Raw genomic sequence first — 26932 nt, forward strand, 5'->3', positions numbered from 1 at the left:
TTAGCGCGGGTAAAGCCGTGGTTATTCTCGGGCAGCTCACAAAATAGGCTGAGATATTGTAATGTTATTGAGCAAATGTCATGGATGTCGTATGCTCATACATATGTTCAGTGTGTGAACTAATGTATGCCTGTTTGTGGTCGAGCAGGCTCGAAAATAGAGCTAAGTGTATGGATAATTCAGAAACAAGTGCAGACGTACTCACTGAAATCGCAGTCGCGTATTATCAAGATGGTGCGACTCAAGAGGAAATCTCGAAAAAATTTGGTGTTTCTCGTGCAAAAATTGGCCGACTGCTCAAGCAAGCAAGAGATGAAGGGATTGTCGACATTACGGTAAAGTATCACCCTGTATACAGTGCCAAAATAGAGCAGAGATTGATGGAGCGCTTTGGCGTAAAGCGGGCGTTGATTGCTTTAGACCAGCCAGATGGGCAGTCCCAACGTAATCAAGTGGCGGGTTTAGTATCAAACTATCTTGCGCAAACATTGAAGACGGGCATGGTGGTCACGGTTGGGCAGGGTCGTAATGTATCTGCGGTAGCTCATCATACTGGAGTGATCAGCCCGCGCGCCTGTAAGTTTGTGTGTGGCATTGGTGGTATTCACCCGAGAGGTGGTCTTTTTAATGCCGACCATATATGCCGACAGTTAGCGAAGATCTATGGCGGCTCATCGGAAACTCTCTATGCGCCCGCGTATGCTGAGAATAAAGAGCAAAAGCTCGCCTTTATGCAAAATGCAACTATCAAGCAAACACTGGATTTAGCGCGTAAGGCCGACATGGCACTCGTTGGTGTCGGTGATATGAGCGAAAATAGTTATATGGTTGATTTAGGGTGGTTTACGGCTGATGAAGTGGTTCAGTCACGGCTTCACCAAGGCGTTGTCGGTGATTTTGCAGGTTATGATTTTTTTGATATCCATGGTCAAGCTGCGAATACCGTTATGAGCGATCGCGTTATCGGTTTAGGTTTGGAAGAGTACCGAATGATTTCTGAAGTGATTGCTATTGCATCGGAAAATAGTAAACCTATGGCGTTGCTTGGAGCACTCAGAACTGGCGTTATTGACGTTATCGCAACAAGCGTAAGTAACGCACTGACGGTCTTGAACCTCGATGAACAGATGAGAAATATAGAAAGTAGTCAAACCCCTTCAACTTGATGAGTGCTGGCTAGCACGGAGTCAGTGATAGGTATGGTTCTCTAAATGGGTTGTCCAGCAAACTTACTGTCAATCAGCGGTTCAAGAAAAGTCCCAACCTTTGAATATGCTTAATAGCGTTTGATAACGGGCTGGTAGTTCTCTTCGTTTCTTTTTGATGAGATAAAGAGGCTCGCTGATGACGTTCGGGGTAGGAGTCACGCTTACTTGATTTTGATACGCTGAGTGATTGATGGCAATTTTAGGTAGCACGGTTAACCCAACCCCCATAGCAACCGGTTGAAGAATTTGACTCAACTGGTTGATATAAGTCACTTTAGTCAATTTTGACCAGTCCAAATCTTGCAGCGCTTTGTCACCACTGTGTTCAAAAAACTTCTCAAAGTAGTGTTGCGCATCTGGGTGAGCCACGACACCCAATGATTCAATATCACTCAAAATACTCGGGCTTGGAGGATGATTTTTGGGCATCACGAGGCTGATTTCTAAATGCCCAATGGATTCACATGTGAGTTCAGACTGGTTAGGCATGTAGGTAACAATGCCTATATCAGCGCTTCCTGAAAGGACATCTTGAATGATTTTTCTGTTGGGGCCTGCCTCTAGGTGCGTAGATAGTCCTCGGTATTCGGTTTGCAGCTTAATAAGCTCAGGGTAGATAGCGGTAGCAATAGCACCGGGTGCTGCAATGTGAAAAGCACCTTGATGTGGGTTATCGAAACTGAGCTGTTCTTTTAGCAAATCTTCATGCTTGGCAAGGTTCACCGCGTATTGATAGACGATATGCCCCTGCTCAGTCAGTTCGAATGTTTTACCTTCACGGCGAATAAGCTCAGAGCCTAAATCTCGCTCTAATTTTTTAATGTGCTGGCTGACTCCTGGCTGAGTCATGAATAACTTTTCTGCCGTTTGAGTAAAGTGACCCACTTCGACGAGGGTTCTAAAAGTATGTAGCCAAGTCGCGTTTACCATGAATCTCTCCATAACAAAACGTTATCATGTAATCAGTATACGATAAAATAGTGCTTTATAAACACTCGAATCTCATCTCATGAGTCAGTGGCTGCATTATCGCAACCACTGATTTATGTTGAGTGAAGCTCTGCAAATAATAGTGATTTAAATTAATCGGACGGGATCTTAATTAATAAGCCAAATAGTGATTAGCACTCGATTGGCAGGTCGTGTCTCTGTCCCCACTCAGTCCAAGAACCATCATAAACGGCAAGGTTATGATACCCGCACATGGAAGCACCAAGCGCCAAAATACAAGCGGTGACACCAGAGCCACAACTAAACACGAGTGGTGTGTGTTTATCGTCATTGATTGAAGAAAATAATGGTTCAAGTTCATTAACGGGCTTTAATGTACCATTTCGCATGAGCTCCAAAAATGGCAGACAAACAGAAGAAGGGATGTGTCCACTGCGCAAGCCTTCTCTAGGCTCTTTTACTTCGCCGTTAAACCGGGCATGTGCGCGAGCATCAATAATAGTTCGCGATCGCTTGTTGGCAATGGCTAATACTTGCTCCGCGTTAAGAAAGCGCTCTGGGTCAATGGTCTGTTCAAGCGTACTCGGTTGGGGGGTAACAAATGCTGTATCAACGGGATACTGATGTGCCTTCCATGCAGGGAGCCCGCCAGATAATACATAGACATGCTCTAACCCTAGTGCTTTTAGCATCCACCAAGCGCGAGGGGAGGCGAATGTACCTGAGTTGTCATACACCACTATCGTCGATGTTGGGGTGATACCAAGTTGTGAGGCTAGTTGATTAAATACTAACTCTGACGGCATCATATGTGGCAGGGGACTATTGGAGTCACAAAAGACGTTGTCATAGTCAAAGCGCTGAGATTGCGGAATTACTCCACTGGTGTCCTTTGTTGGCTCCATTGGAATTTGAAACTCAATACTGGCATCTAAAATGACTAGTGAGTCATCTTCACCCAATTTTTCATATAACCATGAGGGTGTGACAAGTGGCGATGTCATAGCATTTTCCTTCTATTGCTGCTGACAAGAAACCAGTTGATAGGTGCTTGTCGAAGAGAGTGGGCTTTGTAGCTGATCCAACGTAGCAAGTGTGCCGATTTGGCAACGACGTGCAGGATCTGTGTTGACTCTTACCGTCGATTTATCGGGTAATTCAATGGTTAAATAGTAGCGGTTGCCATCTAAAGACTGTGTCAGAGTTTGGCTGATTACTTGACCTTGTATTGTGTCGACCGAATGCGTTAAAGGAAACCAGAGAAGGGCGACCAGCAGGCCAAGACCTGCGCCGAGTAGGATAATTGCGGCTTTCAATGATTTCAAAGTGCACTCCTTAAACTTCTGAGACAAAATAACGCTACGCTTTAACGTTATTAAGCTTTAACGTCATTAAACCTTAACGGCACTAAATCCTGACGTCATTAAGCATAAAACTCCTATAGCATTAAAGTCGGTTTAGCAAAACGGAAAATAGTTTGCTAAACCGAAGGCATTCATCCATTTAACGCGTTAGCGACAAGTTGGGCAGGTTGGGGATTTAGGTAAGCCCAGTTCGCGCCAAGTCAGGGTCAATGCATCAAATAACAATAGTTTGCCTTTTTTAACTTGACCATAGTTCGCAATGACTTTAATCGCTTCTAAGGCTTGCATTGCACCGATAATGCCAACAACGGGTGACATGACACCAGCCTCTACACACGATAATGACGTTTCTCCAAACAGCGCACTTAAACACTGATAGCAAGGGAGCTGCTCATCGTCATAGGTAAATACCGATATTTGTCCTTCCATCCGAATTGCGGCACCACAAACCAGAGGTGTTTTCGATTCAAAGCAAAGCCGATTGAGTTGATTCCGCGTGTCAACGTTATCCGTGGCATCAAGGACCAGCGAGTGTTGTCGTATTAAGTCAGATAGTGCAGAGTCATCGAGACGTTCTTGAATAGCAATAATCTTAGCATTTGGGTTTAGCGCTTGTAGCGATGCTTTCGCTGACTCGACCTTTGCTGTACCAATATCCCCATCAGTATGGAGTATTTGGCGCTGTAAATTAGACAGTTCAACGTGGTCGTCATCAACGATAGTTAATTGACCAATACCAGCCGCAATCAAATATTGACTGGCAGCGCAGCCTAAACCGCCTGCACCAATCATCAATATTGATGACTGTTTAAGTGCCTCTTGCCCTTCAAAATCAAAGTTCTTCAAGATGATTTGACGGTTGTAGCGAAGCATTTCCTTGTCGGAGAGAATATCCACAACGTCCACCTCAATAAAGTGTTGAATTGAGAAGTTGGATTTGCACTGTCTCTCCAACCGACACATTTCCTCGGTCTTGCTCAAGAACAACAAAGCAGTTTGCCAAACTCATTGAACGGAACGCGCCGGAGCTTTGGTTACCTGTTGACTCTACTTCAAACTTGCCATCTACAATGGAGTAAATGCCACGTTGGTAGTCTGTTCGACCAGGTCCCTTTTTGAACGCGGTTTTAGTGGTTGCAGGGATTGACTCGGGAGCTTTCCATTGTGTATGGCCAGCCAGTTTTGCAATGAGTGGCTGCACTAAGACATACATGGTTAAGACTGCAGAAACAGGGTTGCCAGGGAGTCCACAGAACCACGCGTGGTCAAGCTCGCCAAACGCAAAAGGTTTGCCTGGTTTAATAGCGAGCTTCCAAAAGCCGATTTGCCCTAACTCTTCAAGGATGTCTTTGGTGTAATCTGCTTCACCAACGCTAACTCCGCCAGAGGTAATGACAACGTCAGCCTCTTGTTGGGCATTAATAAAGGTGTTACGCAGTGTTTCTTGGCAATCTGGGATAATACCAAGATCAATGGCTTCGCAGCCAAAGTTATCAATGAGAGGTTTGATACCGTAGCGATTGCTATCATATATCTGACCATCTTGCAGCTCACTACCTAACGGTCTGAGTTCATCACCCGTAGAGAAAAATGCCACTTTTGGTTTTCTGAATACCTTGATGTGGCTAAAACCCAGTGTCGCAATCATTGGAATATCGCGAGCTGTGAGGCGAGCGCCTTGTGCCAGTACAACATTACCTTGCTCTATGTCATCGCCGGTTGGACGAATGTTCATATTGGGCTTGATGTTGTCTTGGTTGAAAGTAATGGCATTACCGTTAACCTGCGTATTTTCTTGCATGATCACGGCATCGCAACCAGTAGGGATTTTTGCCCCAGTCATAATTCGAATGCAGCTTTTCTCAGGCCATACACCTTCAAATGGTTGGCCTGCAAAAGACTTACCAGCAAGCGGCAATGTGGTACTTTGTTCTAAATCGGCAATACGAACGGCGTATCCGTCCATTGCGGAGTTGTCAAATGGTGGCACATTCATTGGGGAGCGTAGATCTTCGGCTAGGACAAACCCTAATGCTTCAGGAAGCGAGCGTTCAATGATGTCTGTAATTGGTTTGATTGGTGTGAGCATTTTTGATAATGCTTCTTCTATTGGCATTAAGCCCGGAGCGTCGCAGCAACCCATAAAATATGTCTTCCTAATTCATTGCTAATATCAGGCTAACTTTATCATATTTTTATCCTGTAGCCCCTAAGTAAAGCAGGGCTGTACGACAAAACTAACGATAAAATGGGGGTGTAATTCAAATGGATTCCGAGTATCCTGTCGTCCCTTGCGGGACTAGTAAGAGGTATACAAATGTCAGAGTTAAGCGAATCAGCACAATTGGTCAAGGAAGCTCTCTCGAAGCGCGGGTTAGAGACACCAATGTTGCCAAACACCGTCAGTCGAGAAGAAAAAAAAGAACGCATTGAACATCATATGCGGGAAATCCTTACGTTACTGCAACTCGATTTAGCTGATGATAGCTTAATGGAAACGCCACAACGTATCGCGAAAATGTACGTAGATGAAATTTTTTCAGGCTTAGACTACGAGCGTTTTCCTAAGATCACCGTCATTGAAAATAAAATGAATGTCAGTGAAATGGTACGTGTGAAAGATATTACGGTCACGAGTACCTGTGAGCATCATCTCGTTACCATAGATGGTAAGGCCGCAGTGGCGTATATTCCACGCGGTAAAATTATCGGGTTGTCTAAAATCAATCGTATTGTAAGGTTCTTTGCTCAACGACCTCAAGTACAGGAACGAATGACGCAACAAATTTTAGTGGCGTTGCAAACGCTACTTGAAACGGATGATGTCGCCGTAACTATCGATGCGGTGCACTATTGCGTTAAATCCCGTGGGGTCATGGATGCAACCAGTGAAACCACCACAACGGCATTAGGCGGAATCTTCAAATCTATCCCTGCAACGCGTCATGAATTCTTACATGGACTGCGATAATGTGATGTTTATTCACTAGCCAATGACTATTTTTACAACAACGCCTTCTAGATCTGAAGGCGTTGTTGTATTTCGTATCCGTTTTCAGCCATACTATTGATAATCGAAGGAAATTATAAGACAGAGTTGGCATATTTCTCTAAGCAATGGGTGCGATGTTTTTTTCACCACTTGCGCTAACCTCAGTCTCGCTGGACGAGTGGATGAGCAGACTTCAAAAGATCTACAATTATGCAGAGCCAAACCTATTTTTAGTGGTAATAATGGGCGGGTTAGGCTACCCGCTGTATTACTGGGTATGGGAGTTTCTATTCCCTCAACCGTATGAGAACGTGTGGCTAAGACTTTTTTGTAGTGCGTCTGCACTGTTACTAGCGTTTCGTCATTCGTTTCCTAGGTACTTTAAGAAATACCTTCCCCATTACTACTTATTCGCCATCGGGCTTTGTTTGCCCTTTTTCTTCTTTTATATGATGTTGATGAATAATTGGTCAGATGTGTGGGTGCTATCCTTCATGTCGTCTATTTTTATTCATATTTTGCTGGTTCACGATACACGTGTGATGTTTATACAAGTTGTGATATCACTGTTACTCGCGACTGGTGCGGCGTACTTTGCTTCTAATGGCGCTATTGAATTAGCACATAAAGCCAGCTATATCCCTATTTTTGGCTTCACCTATATTTTCGGAAATCTGTTTTACTTTCGAAATCAAACTGAACATGAAGCTAAGGTGTCGATCGCTAAGTCGTTTGGTGCTGGTATTGCCCATGAAATGAGAAATCCATTGAGTGCGTTGCTATCCTCGTTTGAGGTGATGCGTTCGGTGGTACCTAACAGCAATTCTTCTTATCGACACTCTTATCATCTTAATGCACAAGAAATACAGACAATGAATGACATTATTGATGATTCAATGAAGGTTATTTGGGCGGGTAATGAAACCATTGATTTGCTGCTGACATCGATTGATAAAAACAGAGTATCGACGTCGACGTTTTGCAAACACCGTGCGAAAGTGGTGCTGGAAAACGCGGTGAAAAGTTACGCTTATAAAAATGAATCAGAGCGTAGAGCGATTCATTTAGAGATCGATGAAGATTTTGAGTATCTAGGTAGTGACACACTATTAAAGTACGTGGTTTATAATTTGTTAAAGAATGCGTTTCGCCACCGTGGAACCGGTAAGTTCAGTATTTCTATACGCTCAAAGAAAACTAGCGATGGCTACAGCTTGTTTTTCAAAGATACAGGCTTAGGTATTGAACCTGAATTGATTAAGAATATTTTTGAAGATTTTTACACGACAGGGAAAAATGGCACATTTGGATTAGGGTTATCATTTTGTAAAAAAGTGATGACGTCGTTTGGAGGAAAAATTAAGTGTCGTTCTACCCAAGGAAAATGGACTGAGTTTGAACTTCAATTTCCGTATTATACCTCCAATAAAATCACTCATATTAAGCGCGAGCTAATGAAATCAAAATCCCTACTTTATATTGGTCAAGCGCATTCTTTGATTCAGGAAAAACTGAGTGAAGTGAGTAGCCAAACTGAATTGACACTCAAAACGGTATCGATGGAAGAAGCTTCAGAGTACGAAGAGCATCAATTTGAGTATAACCTTATCGTAATCGATGGCCGACTTGATCGCCAAGGCTGGGCGTTTATGTCTCGATTAGAAGGTAAATTGTCTTTTACTGAAGCAAGGATCGCATTTCTACATGATCCTAACGATACTCGTAATTTATATTTTCAACGTTATGTCGCGATAGAGTTGTTCGAATGGCAACAGTTTTTTGATAAGACGGCGGACTCGTTAGACTACCTGATGTTTGATCAGCTAAAACAGATTGATCACGTACAGTCGTATAATGAGATCTCAACTCAGAGAACGGTCATGATCGTTGATGATAATCACTCTCTTCGCTCTATCACATCGATTATGCTAGAAAAGCAAGGGCTGCACGTTTTGCAGGCTGAAAATGGCCAAGTCGCTTTAGATACGTTAAAGCAAGAATCAGTGGATCTAATATTGATGGATATCGAGATGCCAGTACTCGATGGTTTGACGACGACGCGGATGATTAGAGAGTCTAATGAAGAGTATGCATCTATTCCGATCGTCGGCTACACCGGAGATAAAAGCGAAGAAACCGTTATCAAAATCAACGACTTTGGTATGAACGATTATATTGTTAAACCTACGCCAAAAGATGAGTTAATTGATAAAGTCGCGTCTTGGATCTAGTTATTCATTCATCATCGATGCTTCAGCATTCTATTTGTAAACTCACTGCGCCGTTAGTCTATCGTTGACTAACGGCGCAGTGAGTTTCGAAGGCCGGATTAGGCGTTCGCTTACCACCGGCCGTTGGTTACAAGTCTCACTTTATCTTTCATTACTTGTCGCTATCAACCGTATCTTTACGTGGGATAGCGCTCACTTTAAAGTCATGAAGCGACCGTTAGTCAAAGGTGAATTCAGGGTTGTCCCACGCTTGCTGACACACATTAATAACACGGTCTAACTCATCTATAGTGTGCTCTGCATTAATCGAGAATCTTAATATATGCTTACCGTTAGGCGTCGCTGGTGGGCAGAATATTGAACCGAAAATTCCGTTACTCTCAAAGAAGTTACGAATCTTAAGTGTGTTCTGCGCATCACCAGTATCGAGACCAAATATTTGAGATTCGCTACGAATGTCAAAACCAATGTTTCGCAATGCTCGATTTAAGTATTCTGCGCTGCTCTGCAACGTCGCACGTCGCTCATCTGATTTTACAATGACATCAAGAGTCGTTTCCAAGCGCTTCATTTCATACGGAAGCATAGCTGAACTGAAAATAGCAGGGTAGGCCACCATAGGAATACAGTACGCGGTTTTCTGATTGGCAAGTATTGCGCCTGCACGGTAAGAAAACGTTTTAGCCAAGCTAGCAGTAATAAAATCGACATGGGCGGTGAGGCCAAGCTCAGCCACTAGGCCTGCGCCTTTTGGACCATGGGTTCCAAGAGAATGCGATTCATCAACGACCAGAGCACATTCATGTTCATAAGAAATGGAAACAAGGTCAACCAGTGGCGCAATAGTCCCAATGGTACTGTAAATCGAATCGACTAAGATGATGCCAGGTCCATTACGCTTAATTTGCCTTGCTAGGTGTCGAGTATTGTTATGCATAAATGGATGAAGTTTTGCGCCTGCTATTCTCGCCCCCTCCCAAAGGGATGCGTGGGCAAAAAAATCTATATAAACATTGGTGTCTTTATTGCAAATCGCTTGCAGCAAATTCACATTGGCTGTCCAACCTGATTGGGCTACCAAGCAACTTTCAAATCCAGTAAGTTGTGCGAGTTTGGTTTCAAAAGCCGGCTTCTTATCGCTGCCTAGCAAGAAAACCCCCGACATCAACAGGCTTTCGTCGTTTTCTTGAATGGCACGAATATGTGCATTTTTAATGGTTTCGTTGCTATTGAGACTCAGGTAATCGTTGGTCTGCATGACGACATCACCCGCCTTTGGTTGCATCCCACAGATAATCGGTTTTTTATCGGCATTAGAATGAATACGATCTTCTATGAAAAAATCATGTTTTTGGGTAATAAAGTCAGGGAGAGCCTTTTTAATCTGAGTTAAATGCATAACAGTATTCTCTGAGTAATTGAAATTATATGTCGGCCGATGCACTTATTTATTGCCGATAATAGAATGACTGTCACTACCCAAAAACTTATTCTTTGGTGATACCTGCAGAATGAACTATAACTTATATTAATATATTGATTTTGCTTATACCTGTTGGGGGTCTAGGCAAAGTGAGACTTATCGTTTAAGCCTTGTTACTGATAAAAGCATCATTTTTTGTTCGAGTATTTTAACTCAGGCCAATACATAGCAACAAACCCAACACTCACCCAAATAACTGCAAACGTAGCGATGGTGAGTTCAAGAAACCCAAACTTATGAAGCCAGTGCCATTGAGGGTACTCAACCTCGAAAAAGGCAGTGAGTCTATGCATGGCGATCGAGCTAATAACGGAGGGGAAAGTAATCGCAGCGATGGAGGGTTGAAACTTGAGTTTAAGAAGTCGGAAGTAACATAAATATATCATTAGAGTCATGGTGATAGCGATGCCAGCAAGCGCTCCAGTCAGGATCGGATCAGGCTCATCAAAGTTTACTAGATAGGCAGCTAATGTGAGGTTAATTGGCGCTGCCATAATTGCAATGGTTGGTCTTGCCCGTTTCTTTAGCATGCCTTCAAAAACTAGGCGATATAGAACTAGCGGTAGCATAAAAAAGTAAATGCCAATACAGACACTCGCAATGGTCTCAGAATATACAGTATGTCCAAACTGAGTGCCTGCGAGTGAGCTACTAATTAAGCCAACTGGATATAGAAACCAACTTGGGAGAATATTTGCAATTTTAAAATTACGTAATTGGTAGAAGAAAAATAAAACGGCAAGTGAGAGGTGAAGGGTTAAAGCTGCAAACCACAAAGGATATGCAATAAGTGGCAATATTAATGCTAAATAATCACAAAGAATAAGTAACGCCATACTCATTGGAGCCATTAAGCTACCAGTAATTGAGTTTTTTATATCCGCTGAAAAAATATGCTTATTTAAAAGGTATTTTAATAAAACCGGGAGCAGCAGCAGGGCACCAATACTCGCCAGAATCGGTTGTATTTGTTTGCCTATATTTGGCAAGTACAACGCCCAAGCATGTCCAAGCCCTATAATACCAAGGGCTAATGAGGCCTGTGAGGTCGGAACATTATGAAACTGAGTCAGTCGTTTTAGAGCAGCTATATACATCGTCACCTAATCAGTTCCCTATGATTATTTAAGTGAATACTGCCAGCGCTGATAGTTAAGCACTAGAAGTCTAGCCGTCTGATTGTATCTCAAATCATTTGAAATTGCGCCCTAGTTTTCTCGACTTGGCAGATCCTCTTGTTTCAATTTAGTATTCTTTAGTGTGCGGTGAAGAAGCTGACTATAAATTGGCTGACCACCAAGCATTTGAGCAATGATTGTTGCTCCCAAAGCGGTAATAATTAGTGGAAGAATAAGGTAATAGTTATTGGTCATTTCAATGACCAATAGAATACCAGTGATAGGGGCACGTACCGTGGCAGAGAACAACGCCCCCATTCCTGCAATAGCGAAAACACCGGGCTCAATAGGTAGATCAGGAAAGAGAAGTTGTGCCATCAATCCAAAGGCATAACCAAAGGAGGTGCCTAAGGCAAGCATAGGAGCAAAAATGCCCCCCGGAGCGCCAGAACCAAAGCAAATAAGCGTGGTAAATACACGGCCAATAAAGAGAATAAACAGAAATCCTGCACCAAAATCCCCATTGGTGATTTCAGGTATTAAGCCAATCCCACCACCTGTTAACTCAGGCACGTAGAGCAGTAAAAGCCCAAAAATACCGCCAATGACAGAACCTGTTAATAGGAAACGCTTTAGATCATTTTTATGCAGCTTAACAAACAAATCTTGAAATAGGGTGACGAGTCGATTGAAGGCAACACCAAAAATCCCAAATAGTGCACCGAGTACTAGGAACAACCATAATACTTGCATACTTGGTGAGTCATACTGCGGCATGCTGATTACCGCGCCCTGTCCATTGATAGAACGAAAGACAATAGTGGCGGCAACGGCAGAAATCAGTACCGCTTTAATTGATATTAAAGAGTAACGAAAGTGAGGGCGCATTTCTTCAACGACAAACATAATGCCCGCGAGTGGCGCATTGAAGGCCGCAGCTAAGCCACCTGCCGCACCCGATGCGAGTAGAGTATGCCGGCTATCATCATCTTTTACTCGAAATATGTCGGTGACCATACGACCAATATTGCCGCCCATCTGTACTGTCGGTCCTTCCCGTCCTAAAACCATGCCTGAGCCAAGAGCACCTAGGCCGCCAAAAAATTTAACGGGCAGCACTCTCCACCAACGTACTGGTCGCATGTTATCCATTGCGCCTTCGATTTCTGGAATACCAGAACCAGCGGCTTCTGGTGCGAATTTGTGGACAAGGAAATAGCCGATGAATGCCAATAATGCGCTGATGATAAATGCAGAAGCCCACAGAGGGAGTACTGAGCCGATTTCGTCCTTTAACCATTCAGTACGGGTGTCAGTGACGAAATGAACACCAAGCTCAAACAATGTGCCAACAAATCCAGCTAATATACCCACAATACAGGAAAGAAAAAGCACAGAAACCGGCGTCTTATCCCTAGACAGAAACTGATTAATGGTTTCTCTAGGTACTCTGACGAGCAGTGACTGCTTAAATTTTTCTCTCTTGGTCATAAAAGTGTGGGCCTTTTCTATTTGACGGGGGATTTAGAACCGAAATTATACGAGTTCTGAAATAGACAAACAGTGACAAGTTTGCAAAGTAGTATTGCAATATTAGTGCGCTTAGAAATTGTGACCAGTTAGACATAAATAAACGTGTGGCAAACTTGTAATTAGAGGATTATGGTCCATAGTTAAAGCGTAGGGTATGTATTCGACAAGCACGGAGGATTTGAAGCCCCTACGTACAATTTGGATGTGAAATGTTACACATACTACTGCCTCGTAAATGATCTCAGCATCTCGTATGGCTTAGAGATTCGCAAACTCACGATTGAGTAACGAGGGTCGAGGCGCACGCAAAGTGCGCCTTTTGTCGTTTATCATCCGCGCTTTTTTAATGTATTCATATAATTGGTGTTTTGTTGACCATTTGAAGTGGATTTTCAAATAGCGCACTCTGTGATAGCGCAGAAAACAGTTTATACTAAATGCATTATTTCAATTCATTGGATTTTGTATGTCACGTCAAGTTCCTACCAATATTATCACCGGCTTTCTCGGTGTAGGAAAAACAACCACGATTCTCAATTTACTTCAAAATAAACCAGCCAATGAGCATTGGGCAGTACTGGTGAATGAGTTTGGTGAAGTGGGTATTGATGGGGCGATGCTTGCCGATGGCGGGGCAATGATTAAAGAGGTACCGGGTGGCTGCATGTGCTGTACTGCTGGTGTTCCAATGTCGGTAGGAATTAACGCGTTGCTGCGTCAAAAACCAGATCGTCTAATTATTGAACCGACAGGGCTTGGTCACCCCAAGCAAGTGATAAAAACGTTAACATCGGAACAGTATCAAAATTACGTAGATTTACGCGCGACCATTACCTTAGTGGATCCAAGAAATTTATCTGATACAAAGTACCTCTCTAATAATAATTTTAATGATCAACTCGCTGCCGCGGATGTGGTGATTGGTAATAAAGTTGATGAATGTCACTCAGAAGATATTGATGCTTTTAATGACTGGGTGAGCGTGCAAGAGCCTGCAGTGATTTATCATCAATTAATTAAACAAGGTAACTTACCTATTGAGCTGCTTGATATTGAGCGAAGAGAAGCCTTACCTTTGACAACTCAGAGTGAGCGAGAGCAGCAATTGCATGACCATAGTGATATGGAGCCAGTGTTTGAGTTGCCTCCAGAACAGTCATATATTCGCCGAGAAAACAAAGGCCAAGGGTATTTTAGTTGTGGTTGGATAGTCGGGGCGGAACACTTATTTGATTTTGACCAATTGTTTTCTATGCTCAGCGATTTAACGGCTGAGCGCGTGAAAGCCGTAGTGAATACCAATAAGGGCTGCTATGCCTTTAATGTGTCGAATCAGGTGGTATCGGTAAACGAAATTTCATTACAAGGTTATGAGTCAAGAATTGAAGTGATTGACAGTCAATTACTCCCGTGGACTGATTTGGAGGCCATCTTATTGGCGCTATGTGGTTTGAAAGCCTAAATCGTTCAACTTACAGGTCGCTTGGAATATAAGTGACTTAGGTTCAACTATCATTCGAAAGTATCAGTATAGTCGCCATGTACACTCTAAAAAGTGTCATGGCGTTTTTGTATTCTGCGCTGAAGATTCTGAGGAAAAATTGAATAAAAAGAGTTGGATAGAACAAAAAATACAGGCATGCTATTCGGTAACATGTTTCTAACAGGAAGTAAGATAGATGATTATTGAAAATGGTGCGGTTCACATTGACTCATTTATGGCAGTCACAATGGGGATTATTGTCCTTTTTGTTGGTCGACGGCTCAATCAAGTCGTCGGATTTTTAAAGGAATTTAGCATTCCAGAGCCAGTTTCTGGCGGTATTGTTTTCTCGGTACTTTTTGCACTTTTACATATGGTAACGTCCATTGAGGTTAGCTTTGATTTAATGGCGCGTGATGTGTTACTCGTTTACTTTTTTACCACTATTGGTATTAATGCGAGCCTTGGTGATTTAATGAAAGGCGGGAAGCCCCTCATTATCTTGTTGATTATTACCATTGGCTATATGTTGATTCAGAATATAACCGGTATTACTGTTGCAACAGCCTTTGGGCTTGAGCCTATTGCGGGACTGCTAAGCGGGACGGTATCCTTGATTGGTGGTCACGGAACTGCGATAGCGTGGGCGCCAAAAATACAAGAACAGTTTGGTCTCGATACAGCAATGGAAATTGGTATTGCCAGTGCAACATTTGGTCTGATTTTAGCTAGTATCATGGGCGGGCCAATCGCCAAGTTCCTCATCAAGCGCTATGATCTTAAACCTTCTCAAGAAGAAGCGATGGATGTTGGTGTCGCAGACTCTGCCTCAGAGACAAAAATCACCTCTTATGACTTTCTTGATGCCATGCTTGCAATTCATACTTGTATTATTGTTGGTGTTTTTCTAAATGAAGGTGTCGAACATTTAGGGCTGCAGCTACCACTGTTTGTGACTTGTTTATTCGCTGGTATTATTTTATCGAATCTGGTTCCGCATAATTACCCACGAATTACGGGGACGAGATGGCCAGCCAACAAACCTTCCATTGCACTGATAGCCGATATTTCTCTAGGTGCGTTTTTGGCGATGTCGCTTATGAGTATGCAGCTTTGGACGCTGGTTGATCTTGCTGGGCCTATTTTTGCGATATTAGGTGCGCAATTTGTTGTTGCTATTTTAGTTAACCTACTCATTATTTTTCCTGCAATGGGTAAAAATTACGACGCTGCAGTTATCTGTTCGGGTTTTGGCGGGATATCGCTTGGTTCAACCCCTACAGCAATGGCGAATATGTCAGCAGTAGCACAGAAATATGGGAACTCTCATCAAGCCTTTATCGTTGTACCTTTGGTATGCGCATTCTTTATTGATTTAGCTAACGCCCTAATCATTCCTTATTTTATGGGCTGGCTTGCGTAGCGATAAGAATAATATTTTCATTATATTGAGAAGCCATTAGGCTTCTCTTTTTTTTGAAAAACGGTGCCGATTCACTAGGATTAAGTCATGTGGATTAAGGAATGAAAAGAATGTCGTCTTATAAAGTACTGTTGATGGTCACTTCTCATGCGCGTTTAGGGTTTACTAAGGAAGCGACAGGTGTCGATTTAGTGCAGTTTGCCATTTGTCACGCTGTACTTGAAGCCCAAGGCATTCACGTGACGACTTGTTCCATTAAAGGAGGAATGCCACCTATCGATCCTTTGTATAACATTGATGGTGCTGATCGTCAGCTAGCGGCTTCTCGTGACGCTTTACTAGGGTTGTTGGCGTCATCAAAGCGAATAAGTCATGTTAATCCAATGGACTATGATGCCGTCATCGTGTGTGGTGGCTATGGAGCGTTGTGGGATCTTACCTGTGATCCGGATTCGGTCACCCTGCTTGATAATTTTCATAGCAGTGACAAATATATTTGTGCATTTGGTCATGCGTCAGGTGCGCTAATTCATGTAACTCGAGAAGATGACTCACCGATGTTAACGGGTAAAAAAGTGACAGGCTGTAGTAATAGTGAGGAGCTAGCAGGTAATCGAGGGAATGCTATTCCGTTTTCAGTCGAAGATGAATTGGTACGATGTGGATCGATATTTACTCAAGCCGATAATGGTCAACCGCATGTGGTGGTCGATGGCTGGCTGATAACCGGACAGAATACCGCTAGCGTACGATCTGCGGTTGATGCACTTGTGAACGCACTTAATCAATAATATGCCTCTCAATATAGCTTAGGCCAGCTCTAAGTAAATAGAGCGTCTTTGAGTCATTGACATATCCCATAACAAATCAATATTCCTTTGTTAGTCAATAGCACATAAAATATTGGGGACAAAACCAAGTCGAGCGCTATTATGTTGGGCAAACTGCCCGAAGGGAGAACCTCCCTACGATTATTGTTAGCAATGGATTTCTGCATAAGTGGATGTCTAACGTGTTGGGTAAATAATGAAAACAGAAAAACAAAAAATGCTTGCGGGAGAGCCTTACCTCGCCTGGGATCCTGAGCTGTATCAAGCAAGGATAAGATGCAGAGAGATTCTTAAACAATTGAATGACAGCATTCCTGATTCACCACAATGGAATGAAGCAAAAGAAACATTGATAGAGCAAAATGGGGGAGGGTTGTATCTCGAGCCTCCCTTCAGGTGTGATTATGGCAGTAATATTCAAGTGGGGAAAAATTTTTACGCAAATTTTAATTGCGTAATCCTTGATGTTAATCTCGTTGAGATAGGCGACAACGTTCTTTTGGCCCCAAACGTGCAAATATATACAGCGGGGCATCCGCTGGAGGCAAAGGCACGTGTGGATGAGGGGGTTGAGTTTGGATTGCCAATTAAAATTGGTAATAATGTATGGATTGGTGGTGGGGCAATCATTTGCCCAGGCGTTAATATTGGAGATAACACGGTTATTGGTGCCGGCAGCGTTGTGACGAAAGATATCCCAAGCAATGTGCTAGCGGTAGGGAACCCATGTAAAGTGATCAAAGCGATTAATAACGACTAACGCAAATGTCACTTATAGCATTTTATTAGTGATCGTTAATGATAACTGGATTAATTGCGTCATTGTGTTGCGGTTAATTGATAAGGATAAACAAAGCGTCAAAAAATTGTTGTTTTATCAACGAATTCTTGACGTTTTATTTGATGTCAATTCCATAAATATTTATGATAGGGCGATTGTTATTATTGGGCTTATCATTAGTGGATCATATATCGTCAAATTCAGCGCTTGAATTGTCGTTCGGCTTGATAGCGAACGCAATGCAAAGTTGCGCCGCGGCAATTGTGATTACTGATGCTAGCGCAAGCATCAAGTATGCCAATGACCAGTTTTATCAGCTAACCGGATATTCTGCTGAGGAAGTCGCGAACCGAAATCCAAGTTTGTTAAAATCGGGAAAAACAAACCCCGAGACTTATCGCGAAATGTGGTCTGCACTGGGCTGCGGAAATTCGTGGTACGGTGAGCTTATCAATCGCAAAAAGAACGGCGATCTATTTATAGAAAAAGCCCAAATTAGCCCTTTTACATACGAAGGTAAAACGTATTATATTGCGGTTAAGCGTGATATAACCTTAGAAAAAGATACCACAGATAAATTAAGCGATCTGGCTTACTTTGACACTCTGACACGTTTACCTAATCGTACCTCTTTCTTTGAACACTTACAGCGTTTCCTAAGTTCGAATCTTTACTCATCAGAAGCTTACTCGCTATTGCTAATTGATCTTAATGAATTTAAATCAATTAACGACAGTAAAGGCCATGATTATGGTGATTCGTTCTTACAGGTGGTTGCTAGGCGCTTCAAGTCAGTAATTGGCGAGCAGGGTATCGTGGCTAGACTCGGAGGTGACGAGTTTGTTGTGCTGCTTCCCGAGTGCAACTGTGATGATGCCGCTAGGCATGCACAGCGACTTATTGACTCTATTGCTTATATTGAAATTGGTAATAAGTATGAACGTGGCTCCGCAGCCATAGGTATTACGACCAAGTCGTCAAGAACCATAGAATCAAGCTTGCTGCTTAAGCAGGCTGATCTTGCAATGTATCGAGCTAAGCAGTGTCAGGCTAATTGGCTATGTTACACCGAAGAAATGGGAGAGCAGTGGGGAAGAAAGAAGGCGTTGGCGCAAAGGCTGTCTGACGCGATAGAGCAGCATCGTTTAGAAGTGAGCTTTATGCCGGTCATTGATCTTTCTAACCATGAGGTTGTCAGTTTTAAGAGCCGGTTGGCGTGGCACGACAAAGTGTTTGGTGAAGTCAATCGTTTTGAATTTATTCCCATTGCGGAAGAGAGCCAACTTATTCGAAAGCTCAATTTGTTTACCATTGAACAAGCGTGCAAATATGCGTCTGTTGGAGCGTTACGAAAGGTGGCGGTTAAAATTTCATCGCGAAACTTTGGGCATGGATCATTTGTTGAAGAAATTGTTCAAATACTTAAGCGTTATCAGTTACCCGCTGATTGTTTAATTTTGGAAGTGTTTGAAGAGTCCTTATCCAAGAAGCGCAGTGTCGACGAATTGTATCAGCTTGTAGAATATGGTTGCCAAATCACGGTAGCGGACTTTGGTATGGGTCATATCTCAATCTCAGAACTTCGTGATTTGCCGATTCAAAAAATTAAAATTAGTGCACTCCTCACAACAGAAATTGCCGAAGATGAATCAGTTGAACAAGTGGCCAAGGCCATTGTTGGTCTCGCAAATTTGCTCAATATCGACACAATAGCGGAAGGCGTCGAAAGTGAAGAACAGCTACGATCGTTGAAAGCGATTGGCTGTCATTTTGCGTCTGGTGATTACATTTCCACCCTTATGCAATACAGCGCTTAACGGCGCAATTCCGTTTCTGGTTACCTCTCTAGTCACCTAATATTCACAATTTGAAACCATTCACGTTTAACGCATCGATACGTTTCGATGTGGTGATCGTGATCACATTTACTCCAGTGCTCACTCGAAATTTTGGATAATCGCGCTAGGATTACAGCCATCGAAACGTATCGATGGTGATGATTCTACTGTAGTCGTTCATCAACGATCTAAAGAACCGAGCAGGTACAAAAATGAAAAAAAGTGCACTAATCAATTCTGAGCTTTCATATTTAGTTGCCACTCTCGGGCATACCGATGAAGTTACTATTTGCGATGCGGGTTTGCCTATCCCTGAAGAAACACAGCGAATTGATCTCGCACTAACACTAGGAGTGCCATCATTTCTGCAAACGGTCAAAGTTTACTTAGCTGAAGCTCAAATCGAAGGTGTGCTGCTGGCGGAAGAGTTTAAACGTGTCTCTCCAGAAGCTCACGATGCATTGATGGATCTGATAGACAGTGAAGCAAAAGCAACCCAAAAAACGATTTCAGTCACGTATGTCTCTCATGAAGAATTCAAAGTAAGAACGCAAGATTCAAAGGCGATTGTGCGAACCGGTGAATGTACACCTTACGCGAACGTGATATTTCAATCTGGTGTTGTGTTTTAGACCAAAAAATTATGTGCGAGCAGGACAGCCCTATGTTGCAACCCATACTACAACTTAGTGAGATAGAAAAAGCCTTTCCGGGTGTTAAAGCCTTAGATAAGGCGAGCCTAAACGTGTATCCAGGTAAAGTCATGGCACTTCTTGGCGAGAATGGTGCCGGTAAATCGACGCTGATGAAGGTACTGACAGGAATTTATGCCAAAGATGCTGGTGAATTACGTTATCAAGACCAAGAAGTTTCATTTGCAGGTCCGAGAGATTCTCAACAAGCCGGCATCAGCATTATTCATCAGGAGTTAAATTTAATTCCGGAACTCACGATTGCTGAGAACATTTACCTTGGACGTGAAAAAACCAACGCGTTTGGTCGCATTCTATGGAATGAAATGTATTCGGACGCTGACGCATTGCTATCACGTCTAAATGTAAAACATAGCTCAAAAACATTGCTTGGTGCGCTCAGCCTTGGTGAGCAGCAGATGGTCGAAATTGCAAAAGCACTGTCATTTAAGTCGAAGGTTATCATCATGGATGAGCCGACGGATGCATTAACGGATACCGAAACGGCGTCACTGTTTAATGTGATTAATGAATTGCGTCAGCAAGGGTGCGGCATTGTTTATATTTCTCACCGATTGAAAGAAATTTTTGAAATTTGTGATGACATTACCGTGTTAAGGGATGGCAAATTCATCGGTCAAACGGTGGTTGCAGAGACGAATGAAGATGCCTTAATTGAAATGATGGTAGGCCGTAAGCTGGATGAGCAATATCCACGTATTCATGCTGTGCACGGTAAACGTAGCCTAGAAGTCAAAGGTGTTTCTGGACTTGGCGTCAGTGATGTGAGCTTCCATGTTGATCAAGGCGAAATTTTAGGCGTGTCAGGTTTAATGGGCGCTGGGCGAACGGAATTAATGAAAATCGTCTATGGTGCATTGAAAAGAGAATCCGGTGAGGTGTCGCTTTATGGAAAAACGATTAATCCCAATAGCCCTCAGGAAGGCTTAGCCAACGGTATCGCTTATATTTCCGAAGACAGAAAAGGCGACGGCTTAGTGCTGGGTTTATCGGTTAAAGAGAATATGTCGCTCTGTACATTAGAGACATTGTCGAACGGCTTACAGCTTCAACATGGTGATGAGGTTATCGCTGTGGAAGATTTCATTAAGTTATTCAATATCAAAACGCCTTCTAGAAATCAGATCATTGGTAACTTATCTGGAGGTAATCAGCAAAAAGTGGCGATTGCCAAAGGGTTAATGACTAAGCCTAAAGTGCTAATCCTTGATGAGCCGACTCGAGGTGTTGATGTTGGTGCGAAAAAAGAGATTTATCAGCTGATCAATAAGTTTAAGGCAGATGGCATGAGCATCATTTTAGTGTCGTCAGAAATGCCAGAAGTTCTTGGGATGAGCGATCGAATAATGGTCATGCATGAAGGCCGCGTAAGTGGCGAATTTATGGCAGATGAAGCCGACCAAGAAAAACTATTGGCGTGCGCGGTGGGTAAAAAGGTTAACGAGGAAGCAGCATGAGCAACAAAACAATGAGTGTAGCAACAGAAAAGAAAACGACGCTGTTCAATAAGGAATGGCTAATTGAGCAAAAATCACTGATTGCGTTGATTTTTCTTATTGTCGTGGTGTCTTTTCTAAACCCCAATTTTTTCACGGTCGACAATATTCTTAACATTCTTCGTCAAACATCGGTTAATGCCATTATTGCGGTTGGTATGACGTTGGTGATTTTGACGGCGGGTATCGACTTAAGTGTCGGATCAGTATTGGCGCTGTGTGGTGCGTTTGCCGCAAGCTTAATTGGGTTGGAAGTCCCGGTGATGATCGCTGTGCCAACCGCTCTCGTTGCTGGCGCTGCTTTGGGTGCGATCAGCGGGATTATTATAGCGAAAGGTAAAGTGCAAGCGTTCATTGCAACCTTGGTAACCATGACGTTATTACGTGGCGTTACTATGGTGTACACCGACGGACGTCCAATTTCTACAGGCTTTACGGAGACAGCAGATGCCTTTGCTTGGTTTGGAACGGGTTATGCTTTGGGCATTCCAGTACCAGTCTGGTTAATGGTGCTGGTGTTTGCTTCGGTTTGGTATTTGTTAAACCACACGCGCTTCGGCCGTTATGTTTACGCACTTGGTGGCAATGAATCCGCAACTCGTTTGTCTGGTATTAATGTCGATAAAGTAAAAATCGGCGTGTATGCGATTTGTGGATTGTTGGCGGCATTAGCTGGCATTATTGTCACCTCACGTCTCTCGTCAGCACAGCCTACTGCTGGAATGGGCTATGAACTTGATGCCATCGCAGCGGTAGTATTAGGCGGAACTAGCTTGATGGGTGGGCGCGGTCGAATTATGGGCACACTAATTGGTGCGTTGATTATTGGCTTCCTGAATAACGCACTGAACTTACTTGATGTTTCGTCTTACTACCAAATGATTGCAAAAGCGGTTGTTATTCTGCTGGCTGTCTTGGTTGATAACAAAAACAAGTAGAACACCGATTATATAGGAGCGAGATGAAAGCTGGTTTCGCTCCTTATAAAAGGCAAGCACAACGGTACATGGTACTTTGTCATGAGGTACCCAGAACTATTAGAACCATTTTACATTTATTAGTAACACCCCCTACATACAATATATAAAGGAATAGACCATGAAAAAATTGGCAACGCTTATCTCAGCAGCTGTACTATCAGCTTCTATGTCTGCGACCGCAACAGCACAAGATACAATGGCGATCGTTGTTTCGACACTGAATAACCCTTTCTTCGTAACAATGAAAGACGGTGCGGAAGCAAAAGCCAAAGAACTTGGCTATAACCTTATCGTTTTAGATTCACAAAATGATCCAAGCAAAGAGCTTTCCAATGTGGAAGACTTAACGGTTCGTGGTGTGAAAGCGATCCTAATCAATCCAACAGATTCTGATGCGGTATCGAATGCCATCCGTATGGCTAACCGTTCAAATATCCCAGTACTGACACTCGATCGTGGCGCAAGCCGTGGTGATGTGGCAAGCCATATAGCATCTGATAACGTTGTTGGTGGTGAAATGGCGGGTCATTTCATTATGGAAAAAGTGGGCGAAAAAGCAAAAGTCATTCAGCTTGAAGGTATTGCCGGTACGTCTGCAGCGCGTGAGCGTGGAGAAGGTTTCATGAACGCAGTCAAAGGTTCTGATATGGAGCTATTGGCAAGCCAACCAGCCGACTTTGACCGTACTAAAGGTCTAAACGTTATGGAGAACTTGCTCGCGGCAAACCCAGATGTTCAAGCGGTATTTGCTCAAAACGATGAAATGGCACTGGGTGCATTACGTGCAGTACAAGCTGCTGGAAAAGACGTTATGATCGTTGGGTTTGATGGTACTGACGATGGAATTGCGGCGGTAAAACGTGGCAAGTTAGCGGCAACCGTTGCACAGCAACCAGATATGATTGGTGCGCTGGGTGTGGAAACTGCGGTTAAAGTCTTAAAAGGTGAAACGGTAGAAGCGTATATTCCGGTTCCTCTTAAGATCATTAACGAGTAACGTGCACTGATTGGTCAATAGACGCCTGCAATGAGGGCGTCTATTGAAGTCAGTTCTTTATTAGAAGCGGTATTTGTTCTCTTCGTTAGTCAGGCGGGCAGCAATAACGCAATGCATTTTTGATAGAGAGTATTTTGGACTAATTGGTTAATCCAAAGTTTTCTTATTCCTAGTTACAAGGAACACTATATGAATGAGCTCATTGTTTTGGGTAGTGTCAATGCGGACCACGTTTTACAGGTGCCTTCTTTCCCAAGACCTGGTGAAACGTTACACGGTCACCGATACCAGGTTATTCCTGGCGGAAAAGGGGCGAATCAAGCTGTCGCTGCTGCAAGGCTAGGAGCGGATATTGGGTTTATTGCGTGTGTTGGTGATGACGCGTTTGGTGTTAATATTCGCGATGCTTTTCAAGTTGATGGTATTAACGTTGAAGGGGTATCGGTGGAATCTGAAACGCCAACTGGTATTGCGATGATTCAAGTGTCTGATAGCGGTGAGAACAGCATTTGTATTTCTGCAGAAGCAAACGCCAAACTGCTTAAGACACAGGTGGAAAAACATCGTACGTTGATCGATGGTGCCAGTTACTTACTGACGCAACTGGAAACCCCGTTAGAAGGTATTGAGTACGCTGTCACATTCGCGAAGCAATCGAAAACCAATGTAATCCTAAATCCTGCACCAGCACGTGAGTTGCCCGATAGCATACTATCGTGTATTGATGTGATAACACCCAACGAAACCGAAGCCGAAGTGTTAACGGGCGTGACGGTTACCGATGATGAATCAGCTCAACGAGCAGCAAGTTTATTGCACCACAAAGGCATTGAAATTGTTATGATTACGCTGGGTTCACAAGGGGTTTGGTTGAGCCAAAATGGACGCGGCATCCGTATCCCTGGTTTTAGGGTCGAAGCAACGGATACCACCGCTGCGGGTGACACCTTTAACGGTGCGCTTGTCACGGCCTTATTACGCGGAGAGGCCATCGAAGAGGCAATTATTTTTGCCCATGCGGCAGCCGCGATTTCTGTGACACGATTCGGTGCGCAAACGTCGATTCCAACCTTAGATGAAGTGAACGAGTTTATTTCGCAGCAAAGCTAGAACGGAGATGTAGGCTAAATGGCTTCGATGAAGGATATTGCAAGGCATGCTGGTGTTTCAACCTCAACGGTCAGTCATGTCATCAATAAAACGCGATTTGTTAGCGAAGAGATATCAGAACGCGTTAACAAGGTGGCAAAAGAACTAAATTATGCGCCATCTGCGCTTGCTCGAAGTCTGAAAATGAATCGAACAAGAACGATTGGCATGTTGGTTACCACGTCGACAAACCCTTTTTTTGGTGAAGTCGTTAAAGGAGTCGAGCGCAGTTGCTATCAAGAAAATTATAATTTGATCCTCTGCAACACTGAAGGTGATAGCGAGCGAATGCGAGCATCCATTGATACGCTGATGCAAAAACGCGTCGATGGCCTAATATTGATGTGTTCCACCGTAGAAGGGGAGAAAATCGATATTTTTCAGCAATATCCGACGATTCCTGTGGTAGTGATGGATTGGGGCCCCATTCATTTTGAAAGTGATAAAATTCAAGATAATTCATTTTTTGGTGGTTACCTTGCCACCAAGCACCTAATTGAATCTGGTCATCAAGAGATAGGTTGTATCACAGGGCCGTTAAATAGACAGCAAGCACAAATGCGTTTCGATGGTTACAAAAAAGCCCTTGAGGAAGCTCACCTAGAGCTTAACCCTGACTGGGTTGTGGAAGCAGACTTTGAGTGTGAAGGCGGTGCGCAGGCGCTTAATACACTCGTAGAGCGCGGTCGTTTACCTACGGCATTATTTGTTTGTAATGATATGATGGCCATGGGTGTTATTAATGTCGCAGACCGACGGAATATCCAAATTCCTGAAGAACTGTCCATTATCGGTTACGATGACATTCACATTGCTAAATTTATGACACCGTCGTTAACAACGATCCACCAACCTAAATATCGTTTGGGGAAAGCGGCGGTTGAAACGCTACTCGATAAAATAGAGAAGCGCGTTGAGCAGCCTGATCTCATTCAACTTGAGCCAACATTGGTAGAGCGTGAAAGTGTAAAATCACGTTAGTGTGGTGAAGAGGTCATAGCTTTATTTCATCACGGCTTAACTGACGGATATAGTCATTAAAAGGCGCTAAACTAGGCTCTTATCAAGCTTTTGTTTAACGCCTTTTTAGTACCTAAAGCTGAAACATCAACACTCAAATATAGGCATCGCTTTAGACTATAATGCGTTTGCTAAGATGGTACGCGTGACATCAAGAGTGATACCGTTATTTTCACCCATTTCGAGGTAACCATTTTGTTTCAGCTTAGCAATAATCTGCTCGATCGCGTCGCGTTTGTCTCCCGGTACTTCCGACAGGACGAGATCGATGTTTAATCCTTGGTAGAAGCTCTCAATGGCCGTGATGGTCTCTTCTGCCAATGATGGGCTATCAGCTAACCCAAAGACATTTCGTCCCATTTGTTCTAGCTTCGCTCGTTTCGCTTCAATTTGAGCACGAAGCAAAGAGGGCTGAACAATCGCAAGGGAACGAGCATGGTCAACATGCCACAAGGCTGTTAATTCATGTCCAATCATATGAGTCGCCCAGTCTTGAGGCATACCTGCGCCAATAAGGCCGTTGAGTGATTGATTGGCTGTCCACATTAGGTTTTCACGCCAAGCGTCGTCTTGTTGTCCAAATTGATGCCCTAGTGTTAAGAGATTTTTTAACAAGGCTTCAGCGTAGCCATCTTGAACCATGTTGCCAGTCGGGTAGGTGATGTACTGCTCGCAAACGTGAACCCATGCGTCAACAAGACCATTCACAAGTTGCTTTTCTGGTAAAGTTATCATTGCGCTCGGATCTAGAACAGCAAATGCAGGTCGCACTGCTGGAGACATGAATCCCAACTTTTCATTGGTGGATTTCTTCGTTACTACCGCGCCCATATTGGATTCCGATCCTGTTGCTGGTAGCGTTAAAATTGCGCCAAGTGGGATCGCACTCTCTACGGTGTATTTACGGGTGACTAAATCCCAGCTATCGCCATCATGCAGTGCCGCTGCAGCAATGTACTTCGCACCATCAATGACAGAGCCACCACCAACCGCGAGGATGAAGTCAATCGATTCAGATTTAGCTATCGCAATCGCTTTGTCTAAGGTTTCTTTGGTCGGATTAGCTTCAATACCTGAAAATTCGATCCACTGATGATCGCTAAGTGCAGCCACCACCTGATCATAAACCCCATTCTTTTTGATGGATCCCCCCCCATAGACAACGAGCACATTGGCATCGACTGGTACATTGCTAGCAAGCGTACTGATTTGACCAACACCAAAATGAATGACCGTGGTATTAACGTAACTAAACTTCATGAAAACTGCCTCTTTTGACTCAAAGTACTATGCGAGACACCGACGTCTGATGCCTAGAGAAAGCTGATGCGTAGCGCAGCTA

23 protein-coding genes are annotated in these 26932 nt (G+C 43.4%); 14 read left to right on the forward strand and 9 right to left on the reverse strand.

The genetic code is table 11. The features are described 5' to 3' along the window. Positions 1–170 precede the first annotated feature (170 nt). Positions 171–1166, forward strand: coding sequence for a sugar-binding transcriptional regulator (locus tag L4D74_RS11325; protein ID WP_428752211.1), 996 nt, complete (start codon positions 171–173; stop codon positions 1164–1166). Positions 1167–1247: 81 nt separating this feature from the next. Here L4D74_RS11325 and L4D74_RS11330 read toward each other — a convergent pair whose 3' ends face one another. From L4D74_RS11330 to moeA, 5 genes are all read right to left on the reverse strand, one after another. Continuing rightward, positions 1248–2138: a LysR family transcriptional regulator gene (locus L4D74_RS11330; RefSeq protein ID WP_428752212.1), complete on the reverse strand. Its 891-nt coding sequence runs from the start codon at positions 2136–2138 to the stop codon at positions 1248–1250. Between the two features lie 191 nt (positions 2139–2329). After that, positions 2330–3163, reverse strand: coding sequence for a sulfurtransferase (locus L4D74_RS11335; protein ID WP_428752213.1), 834 nt, complete (start codon positions 3161–3163; stop codon positions 2330–2332). Between the two features lie 12 nt (positions 3164–3175). Beyond that, positions 3176–3484: a hypothetical protein gene (locus L4D74_RS11340; RefSeq protein ID WP_428752214.1), complete on the reverse strand. Its 309-nt coding sequence runs from the start codon at positions 3482–3484 to the stop codon at positions 3176–3178. Between the two features lie 186 nt (positions 3485–3670). Further along, on the reverse strand, positions 3671–4420 hold the full coding sequence (moeB, locus tag L4D74_RS11345; protein WP_428752215.1) for a molybdopterin-synthase adenylyltransferase MoeB: 750 nt from the start codon (positions 4418–4420) through the stop codon (positions 3671–3673). Positions 4421–4430: 10 nt separating this feature from the next. Further along, entirely contained in the window at positions 4431–5666 is a 1236-nt protein-coding gene (gene moeA / locus L4D74_RS11350) for a molybdopterin molybdotransferase MoeA (RefSeq protein ID WP_428752216.1), read from the reverse strand. 174 nt (positions 5667–5840) lie between these two features. On the opposite strand from moeA, the gene folE reads away from it, so the two are divergent. Next, complete coding sequence (folE, locus tag L4D74_RS11355) at positions 5841–6494, forward strand: GTP cyclohydrolase I FolE (protein ID WP_250616004.1); 654 nt, start codon at positions 5841–5843, stop codon at positions 6492–6494. 203 nt (positions 6495–6697) lie between these two features. Continuing rightward, complete coding sequence (locus L4D74_RS11360; protein ID WP_428752217.1) at positions 6698–8746, forward strand: hybrid sensor histidine kinase/response regulator; 2049 nt, start codon at positions 6698–6700, stop codon at positions 8744–8746. A 217-nt stretch (positions 8747–8963) separates the two neighbouring features. Here the strand turns inward: L4D74_RS11360 and cqsA are convergent, their stop codons facing one another. The 3 genes from cqsA to clcA all read right to left on the reverse strand — a co-directional run bounded on the left by cqsA (position 8964) and on the right by clcA (position 12838). Beyond that, complete coding sequence (gene cqsA / locus L4D74_RS11365; RefSeq protein ID WP_428752218.1) at positions 8964–10145, reverse strand: alpha-hydroxyketone-type quorum-sensing autoinducer synthase; 1182 nt, start codon at positions 10143–10145, stop codon at positions 8964–8966. Positions 10146–10357: 212 nt separating this feature from the next. Further along, on the reverse strand, positions 10358–11326 hold the full coding sequence (locus L4D74_RS11370) for a TDT family transporter (protein WP_428752219.1): 969 nt from the start codon (positions 11324–11326) through the stop codon (positions 10358–10360). 111 nt (positions 11327–11437) lie between these two features. Beyond that, complete coding sequence (gene clcA / locus L4D74_RS11375; RefSeq protein WP_428752220.1) at positions 11438–12838, reverse strand: H(+)/Cl(-) exchange transporter ClcA; 1401 nt, start codon at positions 12836–12838, stop codon at positions 11438–11440. 508 nt (positions 12839–13346) lie between these two features. On the opposite strand from clcA, the gene L4D74_RS11380 reads away from it, so the two are divergent. From L4D74_RS11380 to L4D74_RS11430, 11 genes are all read left to right on the forward strand, one after another. Continuing rightward, positions 13347–14342, forward strand: coding sequence for a CobW family GTP-binding protein (locus L4D74_RS11380; protein ID WP_428752221.1), 996 nt, complete (start codon positions 13347–13349; stop codon positions 14340–14342). 217 nt (positions 14343–14559) lie between these two features. After that, positions 14560–15786, forward strand: coding sequence for a sodium/glutamate symporter (gltS, locus tag L4D74_RS11385; protein ID WP_428752222.1), 1227 nt, complete (start codon positions 14560–14562; stop codon positions 15784–15786). 110 nt (positions 15787–15896) lie between these two features. Further along, on the forward strand, positions 15897–16577 hold the full coding sequence (locus L4D74_RS11390) for a type 1 glutamine amidotransferase domain-containing protein (protein WP_428752223.1): 681 nt from the start codon (positions 15897–15899) through the stop codon (positions 16575–16577). Between the two features lie 235 nt (positions 16578–16812). After that, positions 16813–17376: a sugar O-acetyltransferase gene (locus tag L4D74_RS11395; RefSeq protein WP_428752224.1), complete on the forward strand. Its 564-nt coding sequence runs from the start codon at positions 16813–16815 to the stop codon at positions 17374–17376. Positions 17377–17636: 260 nt separating this feature from the next. Next, entirely contained in the window at positions 17637–19214 is a 1578-nt protein-coding gene (locus L4D74_RS11400; RefSeq protein WP_428752225.1) for a putative bifunctional diguanylate cyclase/phosphodiesterase, read from the forward strand. A 233-nt stretch (positions 19215–19447) separates the two neighbouring features. Next, positions 19448–19867: a D-ribose pyranase gene (gene rbsD / locus L4D74_RS11405; protein ID WP_428752226.1), complete on the forward strand. Its 420-nt coding sequence runs from the start codon at positions 19448–19450 to the stop codon at positions 19865–19867. Positions 19868–19899: 32 nt separating this feature from the next. Next, complete coding sequence (gene rbsA, locus L4D74_RS11410; RefSeq protein ID WP_428752227.1) at positions 19900–21405, forward strand: ribose ABC transporter ATP-binding protein RbsA; 1506 nt, start codon at positions 19900–19902, stop codon at positions 21403–21405. Beyond that, positions 21402–22382 (forward strand): ribose ABC transporter permease, encoded by a 981-nt coding sequence (rbsC, locus tag L4D74_RS11415; protein WP_428752228.1) that lies wholly within the window; start codon positions 21402–21404, stop codon positions 22380–22382. The genes rbsA and rbsC overlap by 4 nt, the downstream gene beginning before the upstream one ends. Before the next feature lie 160 nt (positions 22383–22542). Continuing rightward, positions 22543–23421, forward strand: a complete 879-nt coding sequence (gene rbsB / locus L4D74_RS11420) for a ribose ABC transporter substrate-binding protein RbsB (protein ID WP_428752229.1) — start codon at positions 22543–22545, stop codon at positions 23419–23421. Positions 23422–23610: 189 nt separating this feature from the next. Next, entirely contained in the window at positions 23611–24531 is a 921-nt protein-coding gene (gene rbsK, locus L4D74_RS11425) for a ribokinase (protein ID WP_428752230.1), read from the forward strand. Positions 24532–24549: 18 nt separating this feature from the next. Next, positions 24550–25551 carry a substrate-binding domain-containing protein gene (locus tag L4D74_RS11430; RefSeq protein ID WP_428752231.1) on the forward strand — a complete coding sequence of 334 codons (1002 nt, stop codon included), beginning with the start codon at positions 24550–24552 and terminating at the stop codon, positions 25549–25551. Between the two features lie 156 nt (positions 25552–25707). Here the strand turns inward: L4D74_RS11430 and L4D74_RS11435 are convergent, their stop codons facing one another. Further along, the gene (locus L4D74_RS11435) at positions 25708–26850 is read right to left on the reverse strand and encodes an iron-containing alcohol dehydrogenase (protein WP_428752232.1); all 1143 of its coding nucleotides are present in this window, start codon (positions 26848–26850) and stop codon (positions 25708–25710) included. Positions 26851–26932 lie beyond the last annotated feature (82 nt).

The sequence above is a fragment of the Vibrio cionasavignyae genome, from assembly GCF_050337155.1.
GTDB classification, from domain to species: domain Bacteria; phylum Pseudomonadota; class Gammaproteobacteria; order Enterobacterales; family Vibrionaceae; genus Vibrio; species Vibrio nomapromontoriensis.